The organism is Micromonospora sp. ATLC20 (assembly GCF_057196585.1).
Genome location: NZ_JBXUOV010000050.1, coordinates 16,990 through 35,508, shown reverse-complemented (window position 1 = coordinate 35,508; position 18,519 = coordinate 16,990). Strand labels below are relative to the sequence as shown.

18 protein-coding genes are annotated in these 18,519 nt (G+C 73.6%); 12 read left to right on the top strand and 6 right to left on the bottom strand.

Annotated elements, in window-relative coordinates; all coding sequences use genetic code 11:
* A partial coding sequence (locus AC2CHG_RS13625; protein ID WP_484524851.1) for a YcnI family protein occupies positions 1-644 on the bottom strand: 644 nt, incomplete at its 3' end.
* A gap of 204 nt (positions 645-848) precedes the next feature.
* On the opposite strand from AC2CHG_RS13625, the gene thrS reads away from it, so the two are divergent.
* From thrS to AC2CHG_RS13605, 4 genes are all read left to right on the top strand, one after another.
* A complete protein-coding gene (gene thrS / locus AC2CHG_RS13620) occupies positions 849-2,870 on the top strand; it encodes a threonine--tRNA ligase (protein ID WP_366619251.1) in 2,022 nt (673 codons plus the stop codon).
* Positions 2,871-2,880: 10 nt separating this feature from the next.
* On the top strand, positions 2,881-3,441 hold the full coding sequence (locus AC2CHG_RS13615) for an HIT family protein (RefSeq protein ID WP_410054887.1): 561 nt from the start codon (positions 2,881-2,883) through the stop codon (positions 3,439-3,441).
* A gap of 32 nt (positions 3,442-3,473) precedes the next feature.
* Positions 3,474-4,112 carry a CG0192-related protein gene (locus AC2CHG_RS13610; protein WP_484524850.1) on the top strand — a complete coding sequence of 213 codons (639 nt, stop codon included), beginning with the start codon at positions 3,474-3,476 and terminating at the stop codon, positions 4,110-4,112.
* Between the two features lie 203 nt (positions 4,113-4,315).
* The gene (locus AC2CHG_RS13605; protein ID WP_262012351.1) at positions 4,316-5,374 is read left to right on the top strand and encodes an aldo/keto reductase; all 1,059 of its coding nucleotides are present in this window, start codon (positions 4,316-4,318) and stop codon (positions 5,372-5,374) included.
* An 80-nt stretch (positions 5,375-5,454) separates the two neighbouring features.
* Here the strand turns inward: AC2CHG_RS13605 and AC2CHG_RS13600 are convergent, their stop codons facing one another.
* Positions 5,455-7,611, bottom strand: coding sequence for an elongation factor G-like protein EF-G2 (locus tag AC2CHG_RS13600; RefSeq protein WP_484524849.1), 2,157 nt, complete (start codon positions 7,609-7,611; stop codon positions 5,455-5,457).
* A gap of 252 nt (positions 7,612-7,863) precedes the next feature.
* Here AC2CHG_RS13600 and pgsA point away from each other — a divergent pair, with 252 nt between their 5' ends.
* The 7 genes from pgsA (at position 7,864) to AC2CHG_RS13565 (ending at position 13,803) form a co-directional block, all read left to right on the top strand.
* Positions 7,864-8,484 carry a phosphatidylinositol phosphate synthase gene (gene pgsA, locus AC2CHG_RS13595; protein WP_262012353.1) on the top strand — a complete coding sequence of 207 codons (621 nt, stop codon included), beginning with the start codon at positions 7,864-7,866 and terminating at the stop codon, positions 8,482-8,484.
* Positions 8,481-9,413, top strand: coding sequence for a phosphatidylinositol mannoside acyltransferase (locus tag AC2CHG_RS13590; RefSeq protein WP_366619258.1), 933 nt, complete (start codon positions 8,481-8,483; stop codon positions 9,411-9,413). The genes pgsA and AC2CHG_RS13590 overlap by 4 nt, the downstream gene beginning before the upstream one ends.
* Positions 9,414-9,425: 12 nt before the next feature.
* Complete coding sequence (locus AC2CHG_RS13585; protein WP_366619260.1) at positions 9,426-10,586, top strand: glycosyltransferase family 4 protein; 1,161 nt, start codon at positions 9,426-9,428, stop codon at positions 10,584-10,586.
* Between the two features lie 82 nt (positions 10,587-10,668).
* A complete protein-coding gene (locus AC2CHG_RS13580; protein ID WP_135239369.1) occupies positions 10,669-11,172 on the top strand; it encodes a hypothetical protein in 504 nt (167 codons plus the stop codon).
* Between the two features lie 126 nt (positions 11,173-11,298).
* Complete coding sequence (gene pdxS / locus AC2CHG_RS13575; RefSeq protein ID WP_366619262.1) at positions 11,299-12,210, top strand: pyridoxal 5'-phosphate synthase lyase subunit PdxS; 912 nt, start codon at positions 11,299-11,301, stop codon at positions 12,208-12,210.
* A 7-nt stretch (positions 12,211-12,217) separates the two neighbouring features.
* Complete coding sequence (pdxT, locus tag AC2CHG_RS13570; protein WP_463839751.1) at positions 12,218-12,823, top strand: pyridoxal 5'-phosphate synthase glutaminase subunit PdxT; 606 nt, start codon at positions 12,218-12,220, stop codon at positions 12,821-12,823.
* 230 nt (positions 12,824-13,053) lie between these two features.
* Entirely contained in the window at positions 13,054-13,803 is a 750-nt protein-coding gene (locus AC2CHG_RS13565) for a YebC/PmpR family DNA-binding transcriptional regulator (RefSeq protein ID WP_262012358.1), read from the top strand.
* 67 nt (positions 13,804-13,870) lie between these two features.
* Here the strand turns inward: AC2CHG_RS13565 and AC2CHG_RS13560 are convergent, their stop codons facing one another.
* The 4 genes from AC2CHG_RS13560 to AC2CHG_RS13545 all read right to left on the bottom strand — a co-directional run bounded on the left by AC2CHG_RS13560 (position 13,871) and on the right by AC2CHG_RS13545 (position 17,867).
* Positions 13,871-14,932 carry an ABC transporter permease gene (locus AC2CHG_RS13560; protein WP_262012359.1) on the bottom strand — a complete coding sequence of 354 codons (1,062 nt, stop codon included), beginning with the start codon at positions 14,930-14,932 and terminating at the stop codon, positions 13,871-13,873.
* A complete protein-coding gene (locus AC2CHG_RS13555) occupies positions 14,929-15,822 on the bottom strand; it encodes an ABC transporter ATP-binding protein (protein ID WP_135239376.1) in 894 nt (297 codons plus the stop codon). The genes AC2CHG_RS13560 and AC2CHG_RS13555 overlap by 4 nt, the downstream gene beginning before the upstream one ends.
* An 81-nt stretch (positions 15,823-15,903) precedes the next feature.
* A complete protein-coding gene (locus AC2CHG_RS13550; RefSeq protein WP_194802923.1) occupies positions 15,904-16,581 on the bottom strand; it encodes a response regulator in 678 nt (225 codons plus the stop codon).
* Entirely contained in the window at positions 16,578-17,867 is a 1,290-nt protein-coding gene (locus tag AC2CHG_RS13545; RefSeq protein WP_484524848.1) for a sensor histidine kinase, read from the bottom strand. Before AC2CHG_RS13545 ends, AC2CHG_RS13550 begins: the two co-directional genes overlap by 4 nt.
* Positions 17,868-17,954: 87 nt before the next feature.
* Here AC2CHG_RS13545 and AC2CHG_RS13540 point away from each other — a divergent pair, with 87 nt between their 5' ends.
* Positions 17,955-18,515 (top strand): GNAT family N-acetyltransferase, encoded by a 561-nt coding sequence (locus AC2CHG_RS13540; protein ID WP_262012361.1) that lies wholly within the window; start codon positions 17,955-17,957, stop codon positions 18,513-18,515.
* Positions 18,516-18,519: the final 4 nt, after the last annotated feature.

Genomic DNA, 18,519 nt, shown 5'->3' with positions numbered 1-18,519 from the left:
GTGCCGCCCTGCGCGCCATCCTGCGCCCGGCCGAGGGCGCCCGGCGCGCCGTGACCGCCGTGCGCGCCGCCGCTCGTACCGGCGCCGTCGTCGTGCGTCACGGTGCCCGGCAGCGGCGGCAGCAGGTCGACCGTCGGCGCGGGGTGCGCGCCACCCGCCGGGTCCGCCCACCGGACCACACTGCCGTCGTCGTACGTCTGCGTCACGGTGAACGTGAGCCGGTCGGTGGCGGGCATCGGTCCCATGCCCAGCGGCAGCCGGGCCGCCCCGGTGCCGGTGCCGGGCATCCGCAGCCAGCTCACCGAGTGGGTCACCTGGTTCAGTTCGGCCGCGTGCATGCCGGGGACCGGCTGGTCGAGCGTGCGGGTGGTGATGGTGGGCGCCCAGTCCGGCACCGACAGCGGGTACACCTCGCCGATCGGGGCGTCCGCGGGCATGGTCAGCTCGATCCGGGTGGTCCGGGTGCCGGGCCTGTCCGCCGGCACCAGCACGGACAGTTCGATCGCGTCGCCCTGGCGTACCTGGGCGGGCGAGGTCGTGACGGTCACCCCGGCCGCGTTCGCCGCGGCGGGCCAGCCCACCGCCCCGGCGAGTACGGCCGCCAGCGACGCCGCCGCCCACCGGCCCTGACGGGTCATCCTCATGGTCGTCCCCATCCTTCTCGGCTGGGGCCGGTACCGGCTCCGGCCCCACCTGGTAGTTCGGGCGGCGGGGCGAAAAGGTTCAACCCGGCACGGAACTCGCCGGAGGCGGGCACCGGCGTCGGCGGCGGTCCGGGTCCGGGCGACCGATAGCATCGCAGGGGCCGGTCACCGGCCCTTCCGTACCGTCGACGACTAGGAGTCACCGTGTCCGCACCCCGTACCCCCGTCGTGGCCGACCCCGTCGTCGTCGCCGCCGGGACCACGGCGGCCGACGCGGTGGCCGCGGCCGGCCTGCCGATGAGCGGGCCGAAGGCGATCGTGGTGGTCCGCGATCCGCAGGGCCAGCTCCGCGACCTGGACTGGCGCCCGGCCGAGGAGGTCGCGGTCGAGCCGGTCACGCTGGACAGCCCGGACGGGCTGAACGTGCTGCGCCACTCCACCGCCCACGTGCTGGCCCAGGCCGTGCAGGACGTCTTCCCGGACGCCAAGCTCGGCATCGGCCCGCCGATCGAGAACGGCTTCTACTACGACTTCGGCGTGGACAAGCCGTTCCAGCCGGACGACCTGACCAAGCTCGAGAAGCGCATGCAGGAGATCGTCAAGTCCGGCCAGCGGTTCCGCCGCCGCCGGTTCGCCGACCTGGACGAGGCGCGGTCCGAACTGGCCGCCGAGCCGTACAAGCTGGAGCTGATCGAGGTCAAGGGGGAGGGGCTGGACTCCTCCGAGGTGATGGAGGTGGGCGGCGGCGAGCTGACCATCTACGACAACCTCGCCGCGAACGAGGACAAGGTCTGCTGGTCGGACCTGTGCCGGGGCCCGCACCTGCCGAACACCCGGCTGATCGGCGCGTTCAAGCTGATGCGCTCGGCCGCCGCGTACTGGCGCGGGTCGGAGCGCAACCCGCAGCTGCAGCGCGTGTACGGCACCGCGTGGCCGACCCGCGACGAGCTCAAGGCGTACCTGAAGCTGTTGGAGGAGGCCGCCCGCCGCGACCACCGCAAGCTCGGCGCGGACCTCGACCTGTTCAGCTTCCCCGACGAGATCGGGTCCGGCCTGCCGGTCTTCCACCCCAAGGGCGGTGTGCTCAAGCGGGTGATGGAGGACTACGTCCGGGCGCGGCACGTCGAGGAGGGCTTCGACTACGTCGGCACGCCGCACATCTCCAAGGAAGGTCTCTTCCACACCTCGGGACACCTGCCCTACTACAAGGACACGATGTTCCCGCCGATGGAGATGGAGGGCAGCGACTACTACCTCAAGGCCATGAACTGCCCGATGCACAACCTGATCTACCGGTCGCGCGGGCGCTCCTACCGGCAGCTGCCGCTGCGGCTGTTCGAGTTCGGGACGGTCTACCGGTACGAGAAGTCGGGCGTCATCCACGGCCTGACCCGGGTGCGCGGCTTCACCCAGGACGACTCCCACTCCTACTGCACCCGCGAGCAGGCGCCGTCGGAGATCAAGCACCTGCTCGGCTTCGTGCTCAGCCTGCTGCGCGACTTCGGCATCGACGACTTCTACCTGGAGCTGTCGACCCGCGACGAGTCGAAGCCGGACAAGTTCGTCGGCTCCGACTCCGACTGGGCGACCGCCACCGCCGTGCTGGAGCAGTGCGCGCTGGAGACCGGCCTGGAACTGGTGCCCGACCCGGGCGGCGCGGCGTTCTACGGGCCGAAGATCTCCGTGCAGGCCAAGGACGCGATCGGCCGGACCTGGCAGATGTCGACCATCCAGTACGACTTCAACCAGCCGAAGGGCTTCGGGCTGGAGTACCAGGCCGCCGACGGCACCCGGCAGCAGCCGGTGATGATCCACTGCGCCAAGTTCGGGTCGATCGAGCGGTTCATCGGCGTGCTCACCGAGCACTACGCGGGCGCGTTCCCGGCCTGGCTGGCGCCGGTGCAGGTGGTCGGCATCCCGATCCGCGACGAGCACGGCGACTACCTGGTCGACTTCGCCGCGACGCTGCGCCGGCACGGCATCCGGGCCGAGGTCGACCTGGGCGACGACCGCATGCAGAAGAAGATCCGCAACGCGCAGCAGCAGAAGATCCCGTTCATGGTGATCGCCGGGGACGACGACGTGGCCGCCGGTACCGTCTCGTTCCGCTACCGGGACGGCTCGCAGCGCAACGGCGTACCGATCGACGAGGCGGTGGCGCACGTCCGTGAGGTGGTGGAGTCGCGCACCAACGCCGGTCCTGCCGCCGAGCGGCCCGGATCGTAGGATCGCCTGTGTGACAGGGGCGGAGCGGGACACCGGGTACGGCGGCGACAACGGTCTGGCGGACGGGCTGGACCGGCTCTGGACGCCGCACCGGATGACCTACATCTCCGGCGAGGACCGGCCCGAGGGCGGATACGAGAAGCCGGCCGGCTGCCCGTTCTGCCTCGCGCCCGGCCTGCCGCCGGAGGAGTCCCTGGTGGTGGCCCGGGGCGAGCACGTGTTCGCGGTGCTCAACCTCTACCCGTACAACCCCGGGCACCTGCTCGTCTGCCCCTACCGGCACGTGGCCGACTACACCGAGCTGGACGAGCCGGAGACGGTCGAGCTGGCCGCGTTCACCAAGGCCGCCATGCGGGTGGTCCGGCACGTGTCCAGCGCGCACGGCTTCAACCTGGGCATGAACCAGGGTGGCGTGGCCGGCGCGGGCATCGCCGCGCACCTGCATCAGCACGTGGTGCCGCGCTGGGGCGGCGACGCCAACTTCATGCCGGTGATCGGCCGCACCAAGGTGCTGCCGCAGCTGCTGGCCGACACCCGGGAACTGCTCGCCAAGGCGTGGGCGGCGGCCTGACGGGGGCCCGCCCCGACAGTACGATCTTGCGCATGGCTCTCCTGCACCGCGCGGAACTGCGCCCCTCGAAACTGGAGCTGCTCGCCGGCTGGCTGCCCGGCCGGCAGTGGTTCGCCGGCGAGACCGGCGCGCCGGTCACCCGCGTCGCGGCGTACCGGTTCGACGACCCGGCCGGCGAGGTGGGCGTCGAGACGCTGCTCGTGCGCGCCGGTGACGGCCCGGTGCTCCAGGCGCCGCTGACCTACCGGGGCGCGCCGCTGGCCGGGGCTGACGACTTCTTCGTGGGCCTCGTCGAGCACTCGGTGCTCGGCCGCCGCTGGGTGTACGACGCCTGCGGCGACCCGGTGTACCCGCCGCTGCTGGCCGCCGCCGTGCTCGCCGACGCCGGGCAGGCCGAGGAGTACTTCGAGGTCGACGGGAAGCGCGAGGTGCGCCCGGCGAGCATGACGCTGACGGGCAGCCGGACCGGCCGCCCGGTGCCGAGCGGTCCGGTTTCGGCCGGTCCGGTTTCGGCCGGCTCGGGTGACGGTGGCGTGACGGTGGTCCAGGTCGGGGACGTCGAGCTGGCGGTGGTCCGGCGGCCCGTACCGGCCGAGGTGCCGGGCTCCGGCAGGCTCACCGGCACCTGGTCGGGCCAGGACGAGCCGGTGCTGCTGGCCTACGCGCGCTGACGGCTCGCCGGGCGGCCTTCTGCGTCGGAGGCCGGATCGAAGGGACGGCCTCGCACCGATATGCCTCAGAGGCATATTCATGACTCTGAGGCATATCGCTTCGCCGCGATCGTCCACCGCTTGGCGTCACGCGCAGTGATTGCGGCCGGACTCTCCGGCTGCGAACCGGCCCGCGGTCGCCGGGGAGATGACAGGATGCGGCGGTGGCAGTCGACAAGCGACAGTTGGGGCGCAGCGGCATCGAGGTGAGCGCCCTCGGCATGGGGTGCTGGGCGATCGGCGGCCCGTGGGCCGAGGGCGCCCGCCCGCTGGGCTGGGGCCGGGTCGACGACGACGAGTCGGTACGCGCGATCCGCCGCGCGCTCGACCTGGGCGTCACCCTGTTCGACACCGCCGACACGTACGGCGCCGGGCACGGCGAGCGGGTGCTCGGACGGGCGCTCGCCGGCCGGCGTGACGAGGCGGTGATCGCCACGAAGTTCGGCTACACGTTCGACGAGCGCACCCGGCAGGCCACCGGCGAGAACGCCTCGCCGCACTACCTGCGCCGGGCGGTGACCGACTCGCTGCGCCGGCTGGGCACCGACCGCATCGACCTCTACCAGCTGCACCTGGGCGACCTGCCGCTGCCCCGGGCCGAGGCGCTCATCGGCACGCTCGACGACCTGGTCGGCGCCGGCCTGATCCGGGCGTACGGGTGGAGCACCGACCGGGCCGACCGGGCCGCCGCGTTCGCGCAGGTCGCCCGCGGTGCCGCCGCCGTGCAGCACGCGCTGTCGGTGCTGCGGGACGCCCCGGCCATGCTCGACGCCTGCGACAAGCACGATCTCGCCGGCCTGGCCCGGGGGCCGCTCGGGATGGGTCTGCTCACCGGCAAGTACACGCCGGAGTCCACGCTGCCCCGCGACGACGTACGCGGACTCGGGCCGACCTGGCTGGAGTGGTTTCGCAGCGGCCGGCCCGCCCCGGAGTGGCTGCGCCGGGTCGCCGCCGTGCGCGACGCGCTGACCGCCGACGGGCGCACCCTGGCGCAGGGGGCGATCGGGTGGATCTGGGCGCGCAGCGACCGGGCCGTGCCGATCCCCGGTGCCCGTACCGTCGCCCAGGTCGAGGAGAACGCGGCCGCGCTGGCCCGGGGCCCGCTCGCGCCGGACCAGTTCGCCGAGGTGGAGCGGCAACTGGCGGCGGTACGCTCGGCCGCCCTCCGCGACGCCGACCGCCCCCACTGGCCGATGCCCCCGGTCCCCGCCGTCCGCCCCTGACCCCCCTGATGCCGGGAATGCCCCATTTGCGAAGGCCGCAAATGCAAGATCGCGGGGCCGAGGCGGGGACTGGGGCGGGGTCAGTGAGTGGTGGACTCCTTGCGGGCCTGGTCGGCCAAGTGGGCGGGCATCGGCTCGTGGCGGGCGAACTCGCGCCGGAACGTGCCGGTGCCCGCCGTCATCGAGCGCAGCTCTACCGCGTATCGCAGCAGCTCCGTAGCGGGCACCTCGGCGCGGACCAGCGTCCGCCCCTCGGCATCCGGGTCCGGCTCGGTGCCGAGCACCCGGCCGCGCCGCCCCGAAAGGTCGCCCATCACCGCGCCGACCGACGAGTCGGGCACCCGTACGGTGATCTCGTCGACCGGCTCCAGCAGCGCCGGCTGGCCCTTCTCGGCGGCGTCGCGCAGCGCCAGCGCGCCGGCGGTCTGGAACGCCGCGTCGGAGGAGTCGACGCTGTGCGCCTTGCCGTCGACCAGCGTCACCCGCAGGTCCACCACCGGGTAGCCGGCGACCAGGCCGCGTTCCATCTGCGCCCGGACGCCCTTCTCCACCGACGGGATGTAGTTGTGCGGGACCGCGCCGCCGACCACCCGGTCGACGAACTCGAAGCCGGCGCCCCGGGGCAGCGGCTCCACCTCGATGTCGCAGACGGCGTACTGGCCGTGGCCGCCGGACTGCTTGACGTGCCGGCCGTGCCCGCGCGCGGCGGCGGTGAACGTCTCGCGCAGCGGCACCCGGACCGGCTCGGTGTCCAGCTCGACGCCGCCGCCGCGCAGCCGGTCGAGCACCACGTCGGCGTGCGCCTCGCCCATGCACCAGAGCACCAGCTGGTGGGTCTCCGCGTTGCGTTCCAGCCGCAGCGTCGGGTCGCCGGCGATCAGCCGGGACAGGTTGCGGGCCAGCGCGTCCTCGTCGGCCCGGCTGCGCGCCACGATCGCCACCGGCAGCAGCGGCTCGGGCATCTCCCACGGCGCGATCAGCAGCGGGTCGTCCTTGGCGGAGATGGTGTCGCCGGTCTCCGCGCTGCCCGACTTGGTGATCGCGCACAGGTCACCGGCGACGCAGGCGGCCACCTCGCGCAGCGTCGCGCCGAGCGGGCTGTAGACGTGACCGACCCGCTCGTCGGCGTCGTGGTCCGGGTGGCCGCGCTCGGCCATGCCGTGACCCGACACGTGGATCACCTGGTCGGGGCGGAGCGTGCCGGAGAAGACGCGCACCAGCGAGACCCGCCCGACGTGCCTGTCGACTGTCGTCTTGACCACCTCGGCGACCAGCGGGCCGTCCGGGTCGCAGGTCAGCGGCGGGCGGGGCGAGCCGTCCACGCCGGTGACCGCGGGCAGGTCGTGCTCCAGCGGCGACGGGAACGCCGCGACCAGGCCGTCGAGCAGCGCGTCCAGGCCGACGCCGGTCTCCGCGCAGACCGGCACCACGGGGTGGAAGTGGCCGCGCGCGACGGCGGTCTCCAGGTCGGTGATGAGCACCTCGGCGTCGATCTCCTCGCCGCCGAGGTAGCGGTCCATCAGGGTCTCGTCCTCGCTCTCCGCGATGATCCCCTCGATCAGCTCGTCGCGGGACTCCTGGATGGCCGGCAGGTGCTGCGGGTCCGGTTCGCGCACCGCCGCCGGCAGCCCGTCGGAGTAGTCGTACACCCGGCGGGTGATCAGCCCCATCAGCCCGGCCACCGACTCGCCGTCGTCGCCGAGCATGGGCAGGTAGAGCGGGAGTACGTTGTCGCCGAAGACGCGCTGGCACAGCGCCACCGCCTCGTCGAAGTCGGCGCGCGGGTGGTCCAGCCGGGAGACCGCCACGGCCCGGGGCATGTCGACGGCGGCGCACTCCTCCCAGAGGGCGGCGGTGGCGGCGTCCATGCCGTCGACGGCGGAGACCACGAACAGCGCCGCGTCGGCGGCGCGCAGCCCGGCGCGCAGCTCGCCGACGAAGTCGCCATACCCCGGGGTGTCCAGCAGGTTGACCTTGACGTCGCGGTGCGTCAGCGGGGCGCAGGCCAGGCTCACCGAGCGTTGCTGGCGTACGGCGGCGGGGTCGTGGTCGCAGACGGTGGTGCCCTCGGTGACGGCGCCGGCCCGGCCGATCGTGCCGCTGGCGGCCAGCAGCGCCTCGACGAGCGTCGTCTTGCCGGCGCCGGAGTGCCCGACGAGCACCACGTTGCGAACCCTGCCGGGCTCGGTCACCACCGGCGCGCCGCCGGTGACACCCTTCTCGTTCTTCTGCGCCATCGCGGCGCACCTCCCTCAACCGGTGGTGGTGGCGACCGCCGCGGGCGACGGGGGAGCGGACCCGGGACGGGCGCCGCGGCGATATCTTCCGGTGATCTCCTGCTGGACGGGAACGCGGACCGGTGCTCCGGTGAACTGGCTCACCTCCTGGCTCGATCTCACACCCGCACGGGTGCCCGCACAAGGGCCGCCGGGCGGGTCGTACGCCCGGCTGTGTCCCCGGCGGTTGCGGGCCGTTATCGTGGGACCGCCATGGCGAAGATCTTCCAAGTGACGGCCCGCGCGGGCATGACCCGCGTCGTGGAGCCGGTCGCCCGCGCGCTGCTGCGTGCGGGCGTGTCCCCCAATGCGGTCACCGTGACCGGTACCGCCGGCGTGCTCGTCGGCGCGCTCGGCTTCGGCGCGCGCGGCCATCTGGTCGCCGGTGCGCTGATCGTCACGGTCTTCGCCCTCACCGACCTGCTCGACGGCACGATGGCGCGGATGAGCGGCGGGTCCACCCGGTTCGGGGCGTTCCTCGACTCGAGCATGGACCGGATCGCCGACAGCGCGGTGTTCGGCGCGGTCGCGTACTGGCTGGCCACCGAGCACGACTACTCGGGCGTGGCGGCGGCGCTGATCTGCCTGGCCGCCGGTGGTCTGGTCTCCTACGTCAAGGCCCGCGCCGAGGGTCTCGGGATGACCTGCAACGTGGGCATCGCCGAACGCACCGAGCGGCTGCTCATCGTCGGCGTCGGCGGCCTGCTCACCGGCGTCGGCGTGCGCCCCGCGCTGGAGATCGCGCTCTGGCTGCTCGCGGCCGTCTCGATCTTCACAGTGGGGCAGCGGATGGCCCACGTGTACCGCCAGGCCCAGCAGGTCGGCGTCGAGTGAATCTCACCGAGGCGGGCTTCGTCGCGGGCTGGCGCCTGATCCGGGCGCTGCCCCGGCCCGTCGCGGCCGCGGCCTTCCGGGCGGGCGCCGACCGCGCCCACCGCAAGGACGGCGGGGGTACGCGTCGACTGCGCGCCAACCTGCGCCGGGTGGTCGGCCCTCGGATGTCCGACGCGGAGCTGGACGTGCTCGTGCGCGACGGGCTGCGCTCGTACGCCCGGTACTGGATGGAGGCGTTCCGGCTGCCCGGCCTGAGCCGGGCGGAGATCCTCGCCGGGTTCCGCCTGGACGGGCAGGAACTGCTCGCCGCCGACGTGGCGGCCGGGCGGGGCGCAGTGGTGGCGCTGCCGCACGCCGGCAACTGGGACGCCGCGGGCGCCTGGGTGGCTGCTACCGGCTGGCCGATGACCACGGTGGCGGAGCGGCTCCCGGACGGCGTCTACGAGCGGTTCGTCGGGTTCCGGGAAGGGCTGGGGATGGAGATCCTGCCCAACCGCGGCGGCCCGCGTCCCGCGTTCGACGTGCTGGTGGACCGGCTGCGTGCCGGTTACGTGGTGCCCCTGCTCGCCGACCGGGACCTGTCGGCCCGGGGCGTGGAGGTGGACTTCTTCGGCGGCCGGACCCGGATGCCGGCCGGGCCGGCGCTGCTGGCCATCCGCACCGGCGCCCCGCTCTACGTGGCCTCGATGTGGTACGAACCGGACGCGGCGTGCGCGTCCATCGACGGCCCGCTGCCGCTGCCGGACCCGGACAGCGCCCCGCTCGACGAGCGGGTCCGCACGGTGACGCAGCGGATTGCCGACGGTCTGGCGGCGGGCATCGCCCGGCATCCGCAAGACTGGCACATGTTGCAGCGGATGTGGCTGGACCAGGACCGGGACGGTACGCCCACGTCGGCGGCACCGCCGGCCACCACCGGGACGGTCTAGGGGGAGGGCGCAGTGCGTATCGGCATCGTGTGCCCGTACTCGTTCGACGTGCCGGGCGGCGTGCAGAACCACGTCATGGACCTGGCCGAGGCGCTGCTCGGGCTCGGCCACGAGGTGAGCGTCCTGGCGCCCGCCGACGAGGACTCGGCGCTGCCGCCGTACGTGGTGTCGGCCGGGCGGGCGGTGCCGCTGCCGTACAACGGGTCGGTGGCCCGGATCGCCTTCGGCCCGGTCTCCACCGCCCGGGTGCGGCGCTGGATCACCCGCGGCGACTTCGACGTGCTGCACGTGCACGAGCCGCTCACGCCGAGCCTGTCGATGCTGGCGGTGCTCTGCGCCCGCGGCCCGGTGGTGGCCACGTTCCACACCGCGATGACCCGCTCCCGGGTGATGTCGGCCGCGCAGGGCGTGCTCCAGATCGTGCTGGAGCGGATCACCGCCCGGATCGCGGTCAGCGCGCTGGCCCGCAAGGTGCAGGTCGAGCACATGGACGGCGGCGCGGTGGAGATCCCGAACGGGGTGGCGGTGGCGAAGTTCGCCGGGGTGCCGCCGCTGCCGGGCTGGCCGGGGGAGTGTGTCCCGGGCACCGGCGGCACGCTCGGGTTCCTGGGCCGCTTCACCGAGCCGCGCAAGGGCTTCCCGATCCTGCGGGACGCGTTCGTCGCGCTGGCGCCGCACCGCCCCGGGCTGCGTCTGCTGGTCGCCGGCCCGGGCGACGCCGACGAGCTGTACGGGCGGTTCCCGGCCGGGCTGCGCGACCGGGTCACGTTCCTCGGCCTGGTCTCCGAGACGGACAAGGCACGCATGCTGCGCAGCGTGCACCTCTATGTCGCACCGAACACCGGAGGGGAGTCCTTCGGGATGATCCTCACCGAGGCGCTCGCCGCCGGCGCCACCGTGGTCGCCAGCGACCTGGACGCGTTCCGCCGGGTGCTCGACGGCGGACGGGCCGGCCTGCTGTTCCCGACCGGCGACGCGGCGGCGCTGGCCGGCGCGCTGTCCGAGCTGCTCGACGACGACGGCCGCCGCGCCGGGCTCACCGCCTGCGGCGACCAGGTGGTGGCGAATTTCGACTGGCCCGTGGTTGCCCGCCGCGTTCTGGAGGTATACGCAGCCGCGATCGAGGCCACCGACGGTCGGGTCATGGACCAGGAGTGGGCGGGACTGGGCTGACCGCTGTGGCCGCTGCGGCCGCTGTGACGAGCGCGTCTGCCGGTGCGAGCGCCGGCCGGCCGGGATGAGGAGCAGCACTACGATGCCGGGCATGTGGTGGGTGGTGGGCGCGGTCGCGGTGCTCGGGCTGCTCTCGGCGTACCTGATCTGGACCTCCGGCCGTGTGCAGCGGCTGCAGGTCCGCGCGGACTCGGCGGCCCGCGCGCTGGACGCGCACCTGCTGCGCCGCGCGGCCGCCGCCGCGGTCCTGGCCGAGCAGCGGTACGGCGTGGAGCTGTACGCCGCCGCCCGGATCGCGCTGGACGCCGCTCCGGAGGAGCGCGAGGCGGCCGAGAACGACCTGACCCGGCAGTTGCGGGCGGTGCGGCTGGACCCGGACGACGCGGCCTGCGCGGCGGTGATCGCGGCGAGCCGGCGGCTGGCGCTGGCCCGGCAGGTGCACACCGACCTGGTCCGGGATGCCCGTTCGGCGCGGGGGCGTCCGGTGGTGCGGCTGTTCCGGATGGGACGCGGGCGGGAGTGGCCGCGTTACTTCGACATCGACGACCCGACGCTGGCGTCGCACGCGGACGTGACCACCGGCTGACGCACCGGCCGTGACGGGGGCCACACGGCAGGCCACCGGGGGTTCGATTGGCGCTCGGACCGGCGTCGCGCCGGTCGTAGCATTCCTGCGCAGTCACCTCCCGAGCACGCCGAGGAGCGATGTCCCGTGTCTGAATCCGCAGCCCCGACCCCCGCCACCGCCGTCGGCACCGCCCGCGTCAAGCGCGGCATGGCCGAGATGCTCAAGGGCGGTGTGATCATGGACGTGGTCACCCCCGAGCAGGCGAAGATCGCCGAGGACGCCGGCGCGGTGGCCGTGATGGCCCTGGAGCGCGTACCGGCCGACATCCGCGCGCAGGGCGGCGTGTCCCGGATGAGCGACCCGGACATGATCGACGGCATCATCTCCGCCGTGTCGATCCCGGTGATGGCCAAGGCCCGCATCGGCCACTTCGTCGAGGCGCGGATCCTCCAGGCGCTCGGCGTCGACTACGTCGACGAGTCCGAGGTGCTCACCCCGGCCGACTACGCCAACCACATCGACAAGTGGGCGTTCACCGTCCCGTTCGTGTGCGGGGCGACGAACCTGGGCGAGGCGCTGCGCCGGATCACCGAGGGCGCCGCCATGATCCGCTCGAAGGGCGAGGCGGGCACCGGTGACGTCTCCAACGCCACCACCCACATGCGGAGGATCCGGCAGGAGATCCGCCGGCTCCAGACGCTGCCCTCCGACGAGCTGTACGTCGCGGCCAAGGAGTTGCAGGCCCCGTACGAGCTGGTCAAGGAGGTCGCCGAGCAGGGCAAGCTGCCGGTCGTGCTGTTCACCGCGGGTGGCATCGCGACCCCCGCCGACGCGGCCATGATGATGCAGCTCGGCGCCGAGGGCGTCTTCGTCGGTTCCGGCATCTTCAAGTCCGGCAACCCGGCCCAGCGGGCCGCCGCGATCGTCAAGGCGACCACGTTCCACGACGACCCGGACGTGCTCGCCAAGGTCTCCCGCGGGCTGGGCGAGGCGATGGTCGGCATCAACGTCGACGAGATCCCGCAGCCGCACCGCCTCGCCGAGCGCGGCTGGTGAGCCGGGCGTGACCGTACCGGTGATCGGCGTGCTCGCCCTTCAGGGCGACGTACGCGAGCACGTCGCGGCGCTGACCGGCGCGGGCGCCGACGCCCGGCCGGTGCGGCGCCCGGGTGAGCTGGACGCGGTCGACGGCCTGGTGGTGCCCGGCGGTGAGTCCACGACGATCAGCAAGCTGGTGGACATCTTCGAGATGCGCGAGCCGATCGACAAGCGGATCGCCGCCGGCATGCCGGTCTACGGCTCCTGCGCCGGCCTGATCATGCTGGCCGCCGAGGTGCTGGACGGCCGCCCCGACCAGCGCGGCTTCGCCGGCGTCGACATGACGGTGCGGCGCAACGCGTTCGGCCGCCAGGTCGACTCGTTCGAGGCGCCGGTGTCGATCACCGGCGTCGACGGCGGCCCGTTCCACGCGGTGTTCATCAGGGCGCCCTGGGTGGAGCGGGTCGGCCCGGACGTCGACGTGCTCGGCCGGGTGACCGGGGGCCCGGCCGCGGGCCGGATCGTCGCGGTGCGGCAGGGCAACCTGCTGGCCACGTCGTTCCACCCCGAGCTGACCGGCGACCTGCGGCTGCACCGGCACTTCGTGGAGCTGGTCCGGGCCGCCTCCTGAGCGGCCGGTCCGTCCCTGGTTGTACCGGTTCGGGTGGGCTGGGACGGGCCGGTGCCGTGCGGCGCGTGACAGTGACCCGCCCGCCGCCGGTAGGATTGCCGAGATTCGGCAGGGCCATCAGCCCGCCGCGGCTCCCAGCGAAGATCACAGCACCTCGACGTGCGCCGGTGGGGGAGCGGGGCGTGTGCGGTGCGGTCGATGCAGACGGCGGGTAGCAACGGAGGTAACAGATGTCCGGCCACTCAAAGTGGGCGACGACCAAGCACAAGAAGGCGGTCATCGACGCCAAGCGCGGCAAGATGTTCGCCAAGCTGATCAAGAACGTCGAGGTGGCCGCCCGTACCGGCGGCGGTGACCCGGCCGGTAACCCGACTCTCTACGACGCCATCCAGAAGGCGAAGAAGAACTCGGTCCCGAACGACAACATCGACCGCGCGGTCAAGCGCGGCTCCGGCCTGGAGGCCGGCGGCGCCGACTGGCAGACGATCATGTACGAGGGTTACGGCCCGAACGGCGTGGCGATGCTGATCGAGTGCCTCACCGACAACCGCAACCGTGCCGCCACCGAGGTGCGTACCGCGCTGACCCGCAACGGCGGCTCGCTGGCCGACGCCGGCTCGGTGTCGTACATGTTCTCCCGCAAGGGCGTGGTGATCGTCCCCAAGGCCGGGACCAGCGAGGACGACGTGATGATGGCCGTGCTCGACGCGGGCGCGGAGGAGGTCAACGACCTCGGCGAGGCGTACGAGGTGGTCTCCGAGCCGGGTGACCTGATTGCGGTCCGCACCGCGCTGCAGGACGCCGGCATCGAGTACGAGTCGGCCGAGTCCTCCCTCATCCCCAGCGTGAACGTGCCGCTGGACGAGGAGGGCGCGCGCAAGATCTTCAAGCTGATCGACGTGCTGGAGGACTGCGACGACGTGCAGAACGTCTACGCCAACTTCGACGTCTCCGACGAGGTCATGGCCGCCGTCGGCTGACCCGCCCGACGTGCCGAGCGCCGGCCCCCCGGATCCCGGGGTGGCCGGCGCTCGGCGTCTCGCCCGGTCAGCCGATCGGCTCCCGCTGCCGCCACGCCGCCCGCACCGAGGTCCGGCCGTTGGTGCGCAGCAGCGAGCCCTCGTAGACCCGGGCCCCGGCGAGCAGGAAGCCGGCCGCCGCGAGCAGCAGCAGCGCCAGCGACACGAACGGCTCCCACGCCGCCGCGTCACCGGTGAACAGCCGTACCGGCATCGCTGTGGGCGCGGAGATCGGCAGGTACGACAGGATCCGCATCGCGGCGGCGTTGTCGTTGAGGAACACCACGGCGAAGAACGGCGCCATCACCGCGAGCTGCACCGGGGTGGACGCCCCGGCGATGTCCTCCTGCCGGTTCACCAGCGCCCCGGCGGCCGCCCACATCGCCGCGAGCAGCAGGAAGCCGCACAGGAAGAACGGTACGAACCAGCCGATCGCGGGCGCGATCAGGCCCAGCAGGTCACCGCCGTCGGTCAGGCGCATGCCGATCAGCGCGACTGCCGCGATCAGCGTGATCTGCCCGAGCGCCAGCGCGCCCGCGGCGAGGATCTTGCCGGCCAGCAGTGCCCGGGCCGGCACGGCGGCGACCAGGATCTCCACGATCCGGGTCTGCTTCTCCTCGGTGACGCTCTGCGCGATCTGCAACCCGAACGTCTGGGACATGAAGAAGAAGACGAACGCGAAGGCGAACGGCACCAGGTACGCGACGAACGGATCCACCGCGTCCGGGTCCAGCAGCTTCACCTGGGGGGCCGCGCTGAGCGCGGCGACCACGTCGTCCGGGGCCCGCTCGTCGGCGACCACCAGCGGACCGGCGACCACCGCGGCGTCCGCGTCGCCGTCGCGTACCGCCTGTTCGGCGGCGCCGTCGTCGGCGACGAGCATGACGTCCAGCCCGGCCGCGCGCAGCGGTTCGGCGCCGGCCGCGGTCACCGCCACAGTGGACGGACCGCTGCTCATCAACGCCGGCACGACTGTGGCGACGACGGCGAGCAGCAGGAAGATCAGCGTGCTGTAGAGGAACGTCTTGTCGCGGACCTTGACCTTGATCTCGCGGGCCGCGACCAGCCTGGTGGCCTGGAACGTGTTCACTGGTTGACCTCTCGGAAGATCTCGGCGAGGGACGGGGTGACCGGGCCGAACGCGCGCACCGGGCCGCGGTCCAGCGCCGCGCGCAGCACCGACTGGTCGTCGGCGGGCGGGTCCACCTCGAACACGGCGCGCGCGCCGTCGAGGTCGACCAGCCGCACGCCGGGCTGGTCGCGCAGCCAACCGGCGTCGCCGTCCACCACGAGCGAGAACCGGGGCAGCGTGTACGCGGCGCGCAGCTCCTCGCGGGCACCGGCGGCCCGGATCGTGCCGCCCGCGATGAGCACCAGGTCGTCGCAGAGCCGCTCCACCACGTCGAGCTGGTGACTGGAGAACAGCACCGGCGCTCCGGCGGCGGCGCGTTCCCGCAGCACGGCGACCACCATGTCGACGGCGAGCGGGTCGAGCCCGGAGAACGGCTCGTCCAGGATCAGCACCTCCGGGTCGTGCACCAGCGCGGCGGCGATCTGCGCCCGCTGCTGGTTACCGAGCGACAGCGTCTCCAGCAGGTCGTCGGCCCGCTCGCCGAGACCGACCCGCTCCAGCAGCGCGTCGGTACGCCGGCGCGCCCCGGCGGCGTCCAGCCCGTACAGGCGGCCGAGGTGGACCACCTGTTCGCGGGGTGTCATCTTCGGGTAGAGGCCGCGTTCCTCGGGCATGTAGCCGAACCGGGCGCGGGCCTCGCGGGTGAGCGGTCGCCCTCGCCATGTCACCTGCCCGGCGTCGGGGGCGAGCACGCCGAGGACGATCCGCATGGTGGTGGTCTTGCCGGCGCCGTTGCCGCCGACGAATCCGGTCATGCGCCCGGCGGTCACGTCGAAGGAGACGTCTTTGAGCACCTGACGGCCGCCGAAGCTGCGGTCGACGCCGTCGAGGCGGAGCACGCTGGTCATGATCCCGACGCTACGGCCGGCCGTCGTTCCCGTCGTCCCACCACGGAGCGATCATCGGGTCCGTCGCACGGCGGACGGGCCTCATCCGCCGGGCCGGACCACCCCGTGCTCGTACGCGAACACCACCGCCTGCACCCGGTCGCGCAGCCCGAGCTTGGCCAGTACGCGGCTGACGTGGGTCTTCACCGTCGCCTCGCCGACGTGCAGCACGTCCGCGATCTCGGCGTTGCTGGCCCCGCGCGCCACCAGTTCCAGCACCTCCCGCTCGCGCGGCGTCAGGTCCGCGGTGGCCGCGTCGTGCCGCGGGTCCGGCGGCACCGCGCCGGGCCGGGCGAACGTGGAGATCACCCGCCGGGTGAGCGCCGGCGCGATCAGTCCCTCGCCGCGCGCCACCACCCGGACCGCCTCGATCAGGTCCTCCGGGGTGCCGTTCTTGAGCAGGAAGCCGCTCGCCCCGGCGCGCAGCGCGGCGAACAGGTAGTCGTCGTGGTCGAACGTGGTGAGGATCAGCACCGCCGGGCCGCCCGGCGTCGCGTCTGCGGTGATCCGGCGGGTGGCCTCCAGCCCGTCGAGCACCGGCATCTCCACGTCCATCAGCACCACGTCCGGACGCAGCGCGGCCGCCATCGACACGGCGCGCTGCCCGTCGGCGGCCTCGCCGACCACCTCGATGTCGTCCTCGACCTCCAGGATCACCCGGAAGCCGGTCCGGACCAGGTGCTGGTCGTCGACGAGCAGCACCCGCACCGGGGCGGTCACGCCGCCCGCCCGGTGGCCTCGACCGGCAGCGGCATGCGGGCCCGGACCCGGAACCCGCCGCCGGGGCGTGGCCCGGCCTCCACCTCACCGCCGTGCGCGGCGACCCGCTCCCGCATGCCGATCAGGCCGAGCCCGGCCCCGGCAGCCGGCACGGCGCCGCGTCCGTCGTCGCTCACGTCGATCTCCAGGTCCCTCGCCAGATAGCGGATCCGCACGTCCAGCGTGGTGGCGTGGGCGTGCTTGACCACGTTCGTCACCGCCTCCTGCACGATCCGGTACGCCGCCTGCGACACCGAGCGCGGCAGCGGCACCGGTTCCCCGTACACCCCGAGGTCGGCCCGCAGGCCGGTCTCCCGGGCCCGGTCGAGGAGCGCGCGGACCTCGTCGATGCCGGCGGTGTCCTCCGGCGCGGTGGCCGCGCCGGCAGTGGCGTCCGGGTCGCGCAGCACGCCGAGCATCCGGCGCAGCTCGTCGACCGAGGTGCGGGCCGTCTCCTCGATCGCGGCGAGGGCGGTACGCGCCTTGTCCCGGTCCCTGTCGAACACGCGCCGGCACGCGGCGGCCTGAACGCCCATCACCGACACGTGGTGGGCGACCACGTCGTGCAGTTCGCGGGCGATGCGGACCCGCTCGCCCATCACCGCTCGCTCGCGCGCCTCGACCTGTGACCGGCGCAGTTGCTCGGCCTGCTCGCGCAGCTCGTGCCGGCGGCGCGCGGCCACCCAGGCGGTCTGCCCGGAGTAGTAGGCGAACCCGAAGAACAGCACGTTGTAGAGCACGCCGTTCACGACGGCGGCGAGCACCGGCGGCACCGGGCCGGCGGCGTCGGCGAAGGAGGCGGCGGTGATCTGGTCGGCCCGCAGCGCGAGGGACAGCGCGAGCCAGCCGAACATCGCCACGATGATGCCGGCCCGCAGCCGCCCGGCCAGCCGCCGGTCGGTGCCCCACGCGCCGAGCGTGAAGAGGGCGGCGAACAGCGCGCCCGACGGGAGCTGGGCGAGCGGGACCGCCCGCGCCTGCCCCGCGACGAAGGCGATCGAGACGAGCACGGCGACGGTGGCGGGCCACCGCCGGCGTACGGCCAGCGGAGCGGTCACCGCCACGGTCCACCAGATCTGCTCGGCGACGCTCGGCGGTGGCCCGAGCAGGAAGGCCCCGGTGCTGTGCGCCAGCGTCAGCTCGAACAGGGCCAGCACGGTGACCGCGAGCCCGACCCAGAGGTCGGCGCGCAACTGCGAGGCTGTGGGAGCCGGCCGGCGCCAGGCGGTGGTGGGTGCGGTGCTCACCGTACGACCATGCCACCGCTGCCGCCGATGCGGTGCCCGGGGCGTAAACGGGTGGGCCGGACGACAGCCGGGACGTAGCCTGCCGGGGTGTTCGTGCCCGATCTGCCGTTACGTACCGAGCGCCTGCTGCTGCGCGCCTTCACCGCCGAGGACCTCGCCGTGGTCCGGGACTACCGGGGCCGCCCGGAGGTGACCCGCTACCTCTACCACGGGCCGTACGACGACGCCGCCGCTCGAGCCGCGATCGACCGGCTGGTCCGGCGGACCGCGCTGCGCGCCCCCGGCGACGTGCTCAACCTGGCGGTGACGCTGGTGGACACCGGGGATTTCCTCGGCGACGTGCTGCTGAGCTGGACCAGCGGGGAGCACCGGCAGGGCGAGATCGGGTACGTGGCGCACCCCGCGCACACCGGCCGCGGGTACGTCACCGAGGCGGCCCGGGAGCTGCTGCGGATCGGCTTCGACGGGCTCGGGCTGCACCGGATCGTGGGCCGGCTGGACGCGCGCAACACCGCGTCGGCCCGGGTGCTGGAACGGCTGGGCATGCGCCGGGAGGCGCACCTGCGGGAGAACGAGTTCGTCAAGGGGGAGTGGACCGACGAGGTGGTCTACGCGCTGCTGGCCCGGGAGTGGCGCGCGGCGGCCTGACTGT

Bases quoted from the DNA above. Each gene is read 5' to 3' on its own strand.
- AC2CHG_RS13610 (WP_484524850.1), top strand. From the start codon at position 3,474: ATGGCTCTCCTGCACCGCGCGGAACTGCGCCCCTCGAAACTGGAGCTG.
- AC2CHG_RS13600 (WP_484524849.1), bottom strand. From the start codon at position 7,611: ATGGCGCAGAAGAACGAGAAGGGTGTCACCGGCGGCGCGCCGGTGGTG.
- pgsA (WP_262012353.1), top strand. From the start codon at position 7,864: ATGGCGAAGATCTTCCAAGTGACGGCCCGCGCGGGCATGACCCGCGTC.
- AC2CHG_RS13580 (WP_135239369.1), top strand. From the start codon at position 10,669: ATGCCGGGCATGTGGTGGGTGGTGGGCGCGGTCGCGGTGCTCGGGCTG.
- AC2CHG_RS13565 (WP_262012358.1), top strand. From the start codon at position 13,054: ATGTCCGGCCACTCAAAGTGGGCGACGACCAAGCACAAGAAGGCGGTC.
- AC2CHG_RS13555 (WP_135239376.1), bottom strand. From the start codon at position 15,822: ATGACCAGCGTGCTCCGCCTCGACGGCGTCGACCGCAGCTTCGGCGGC.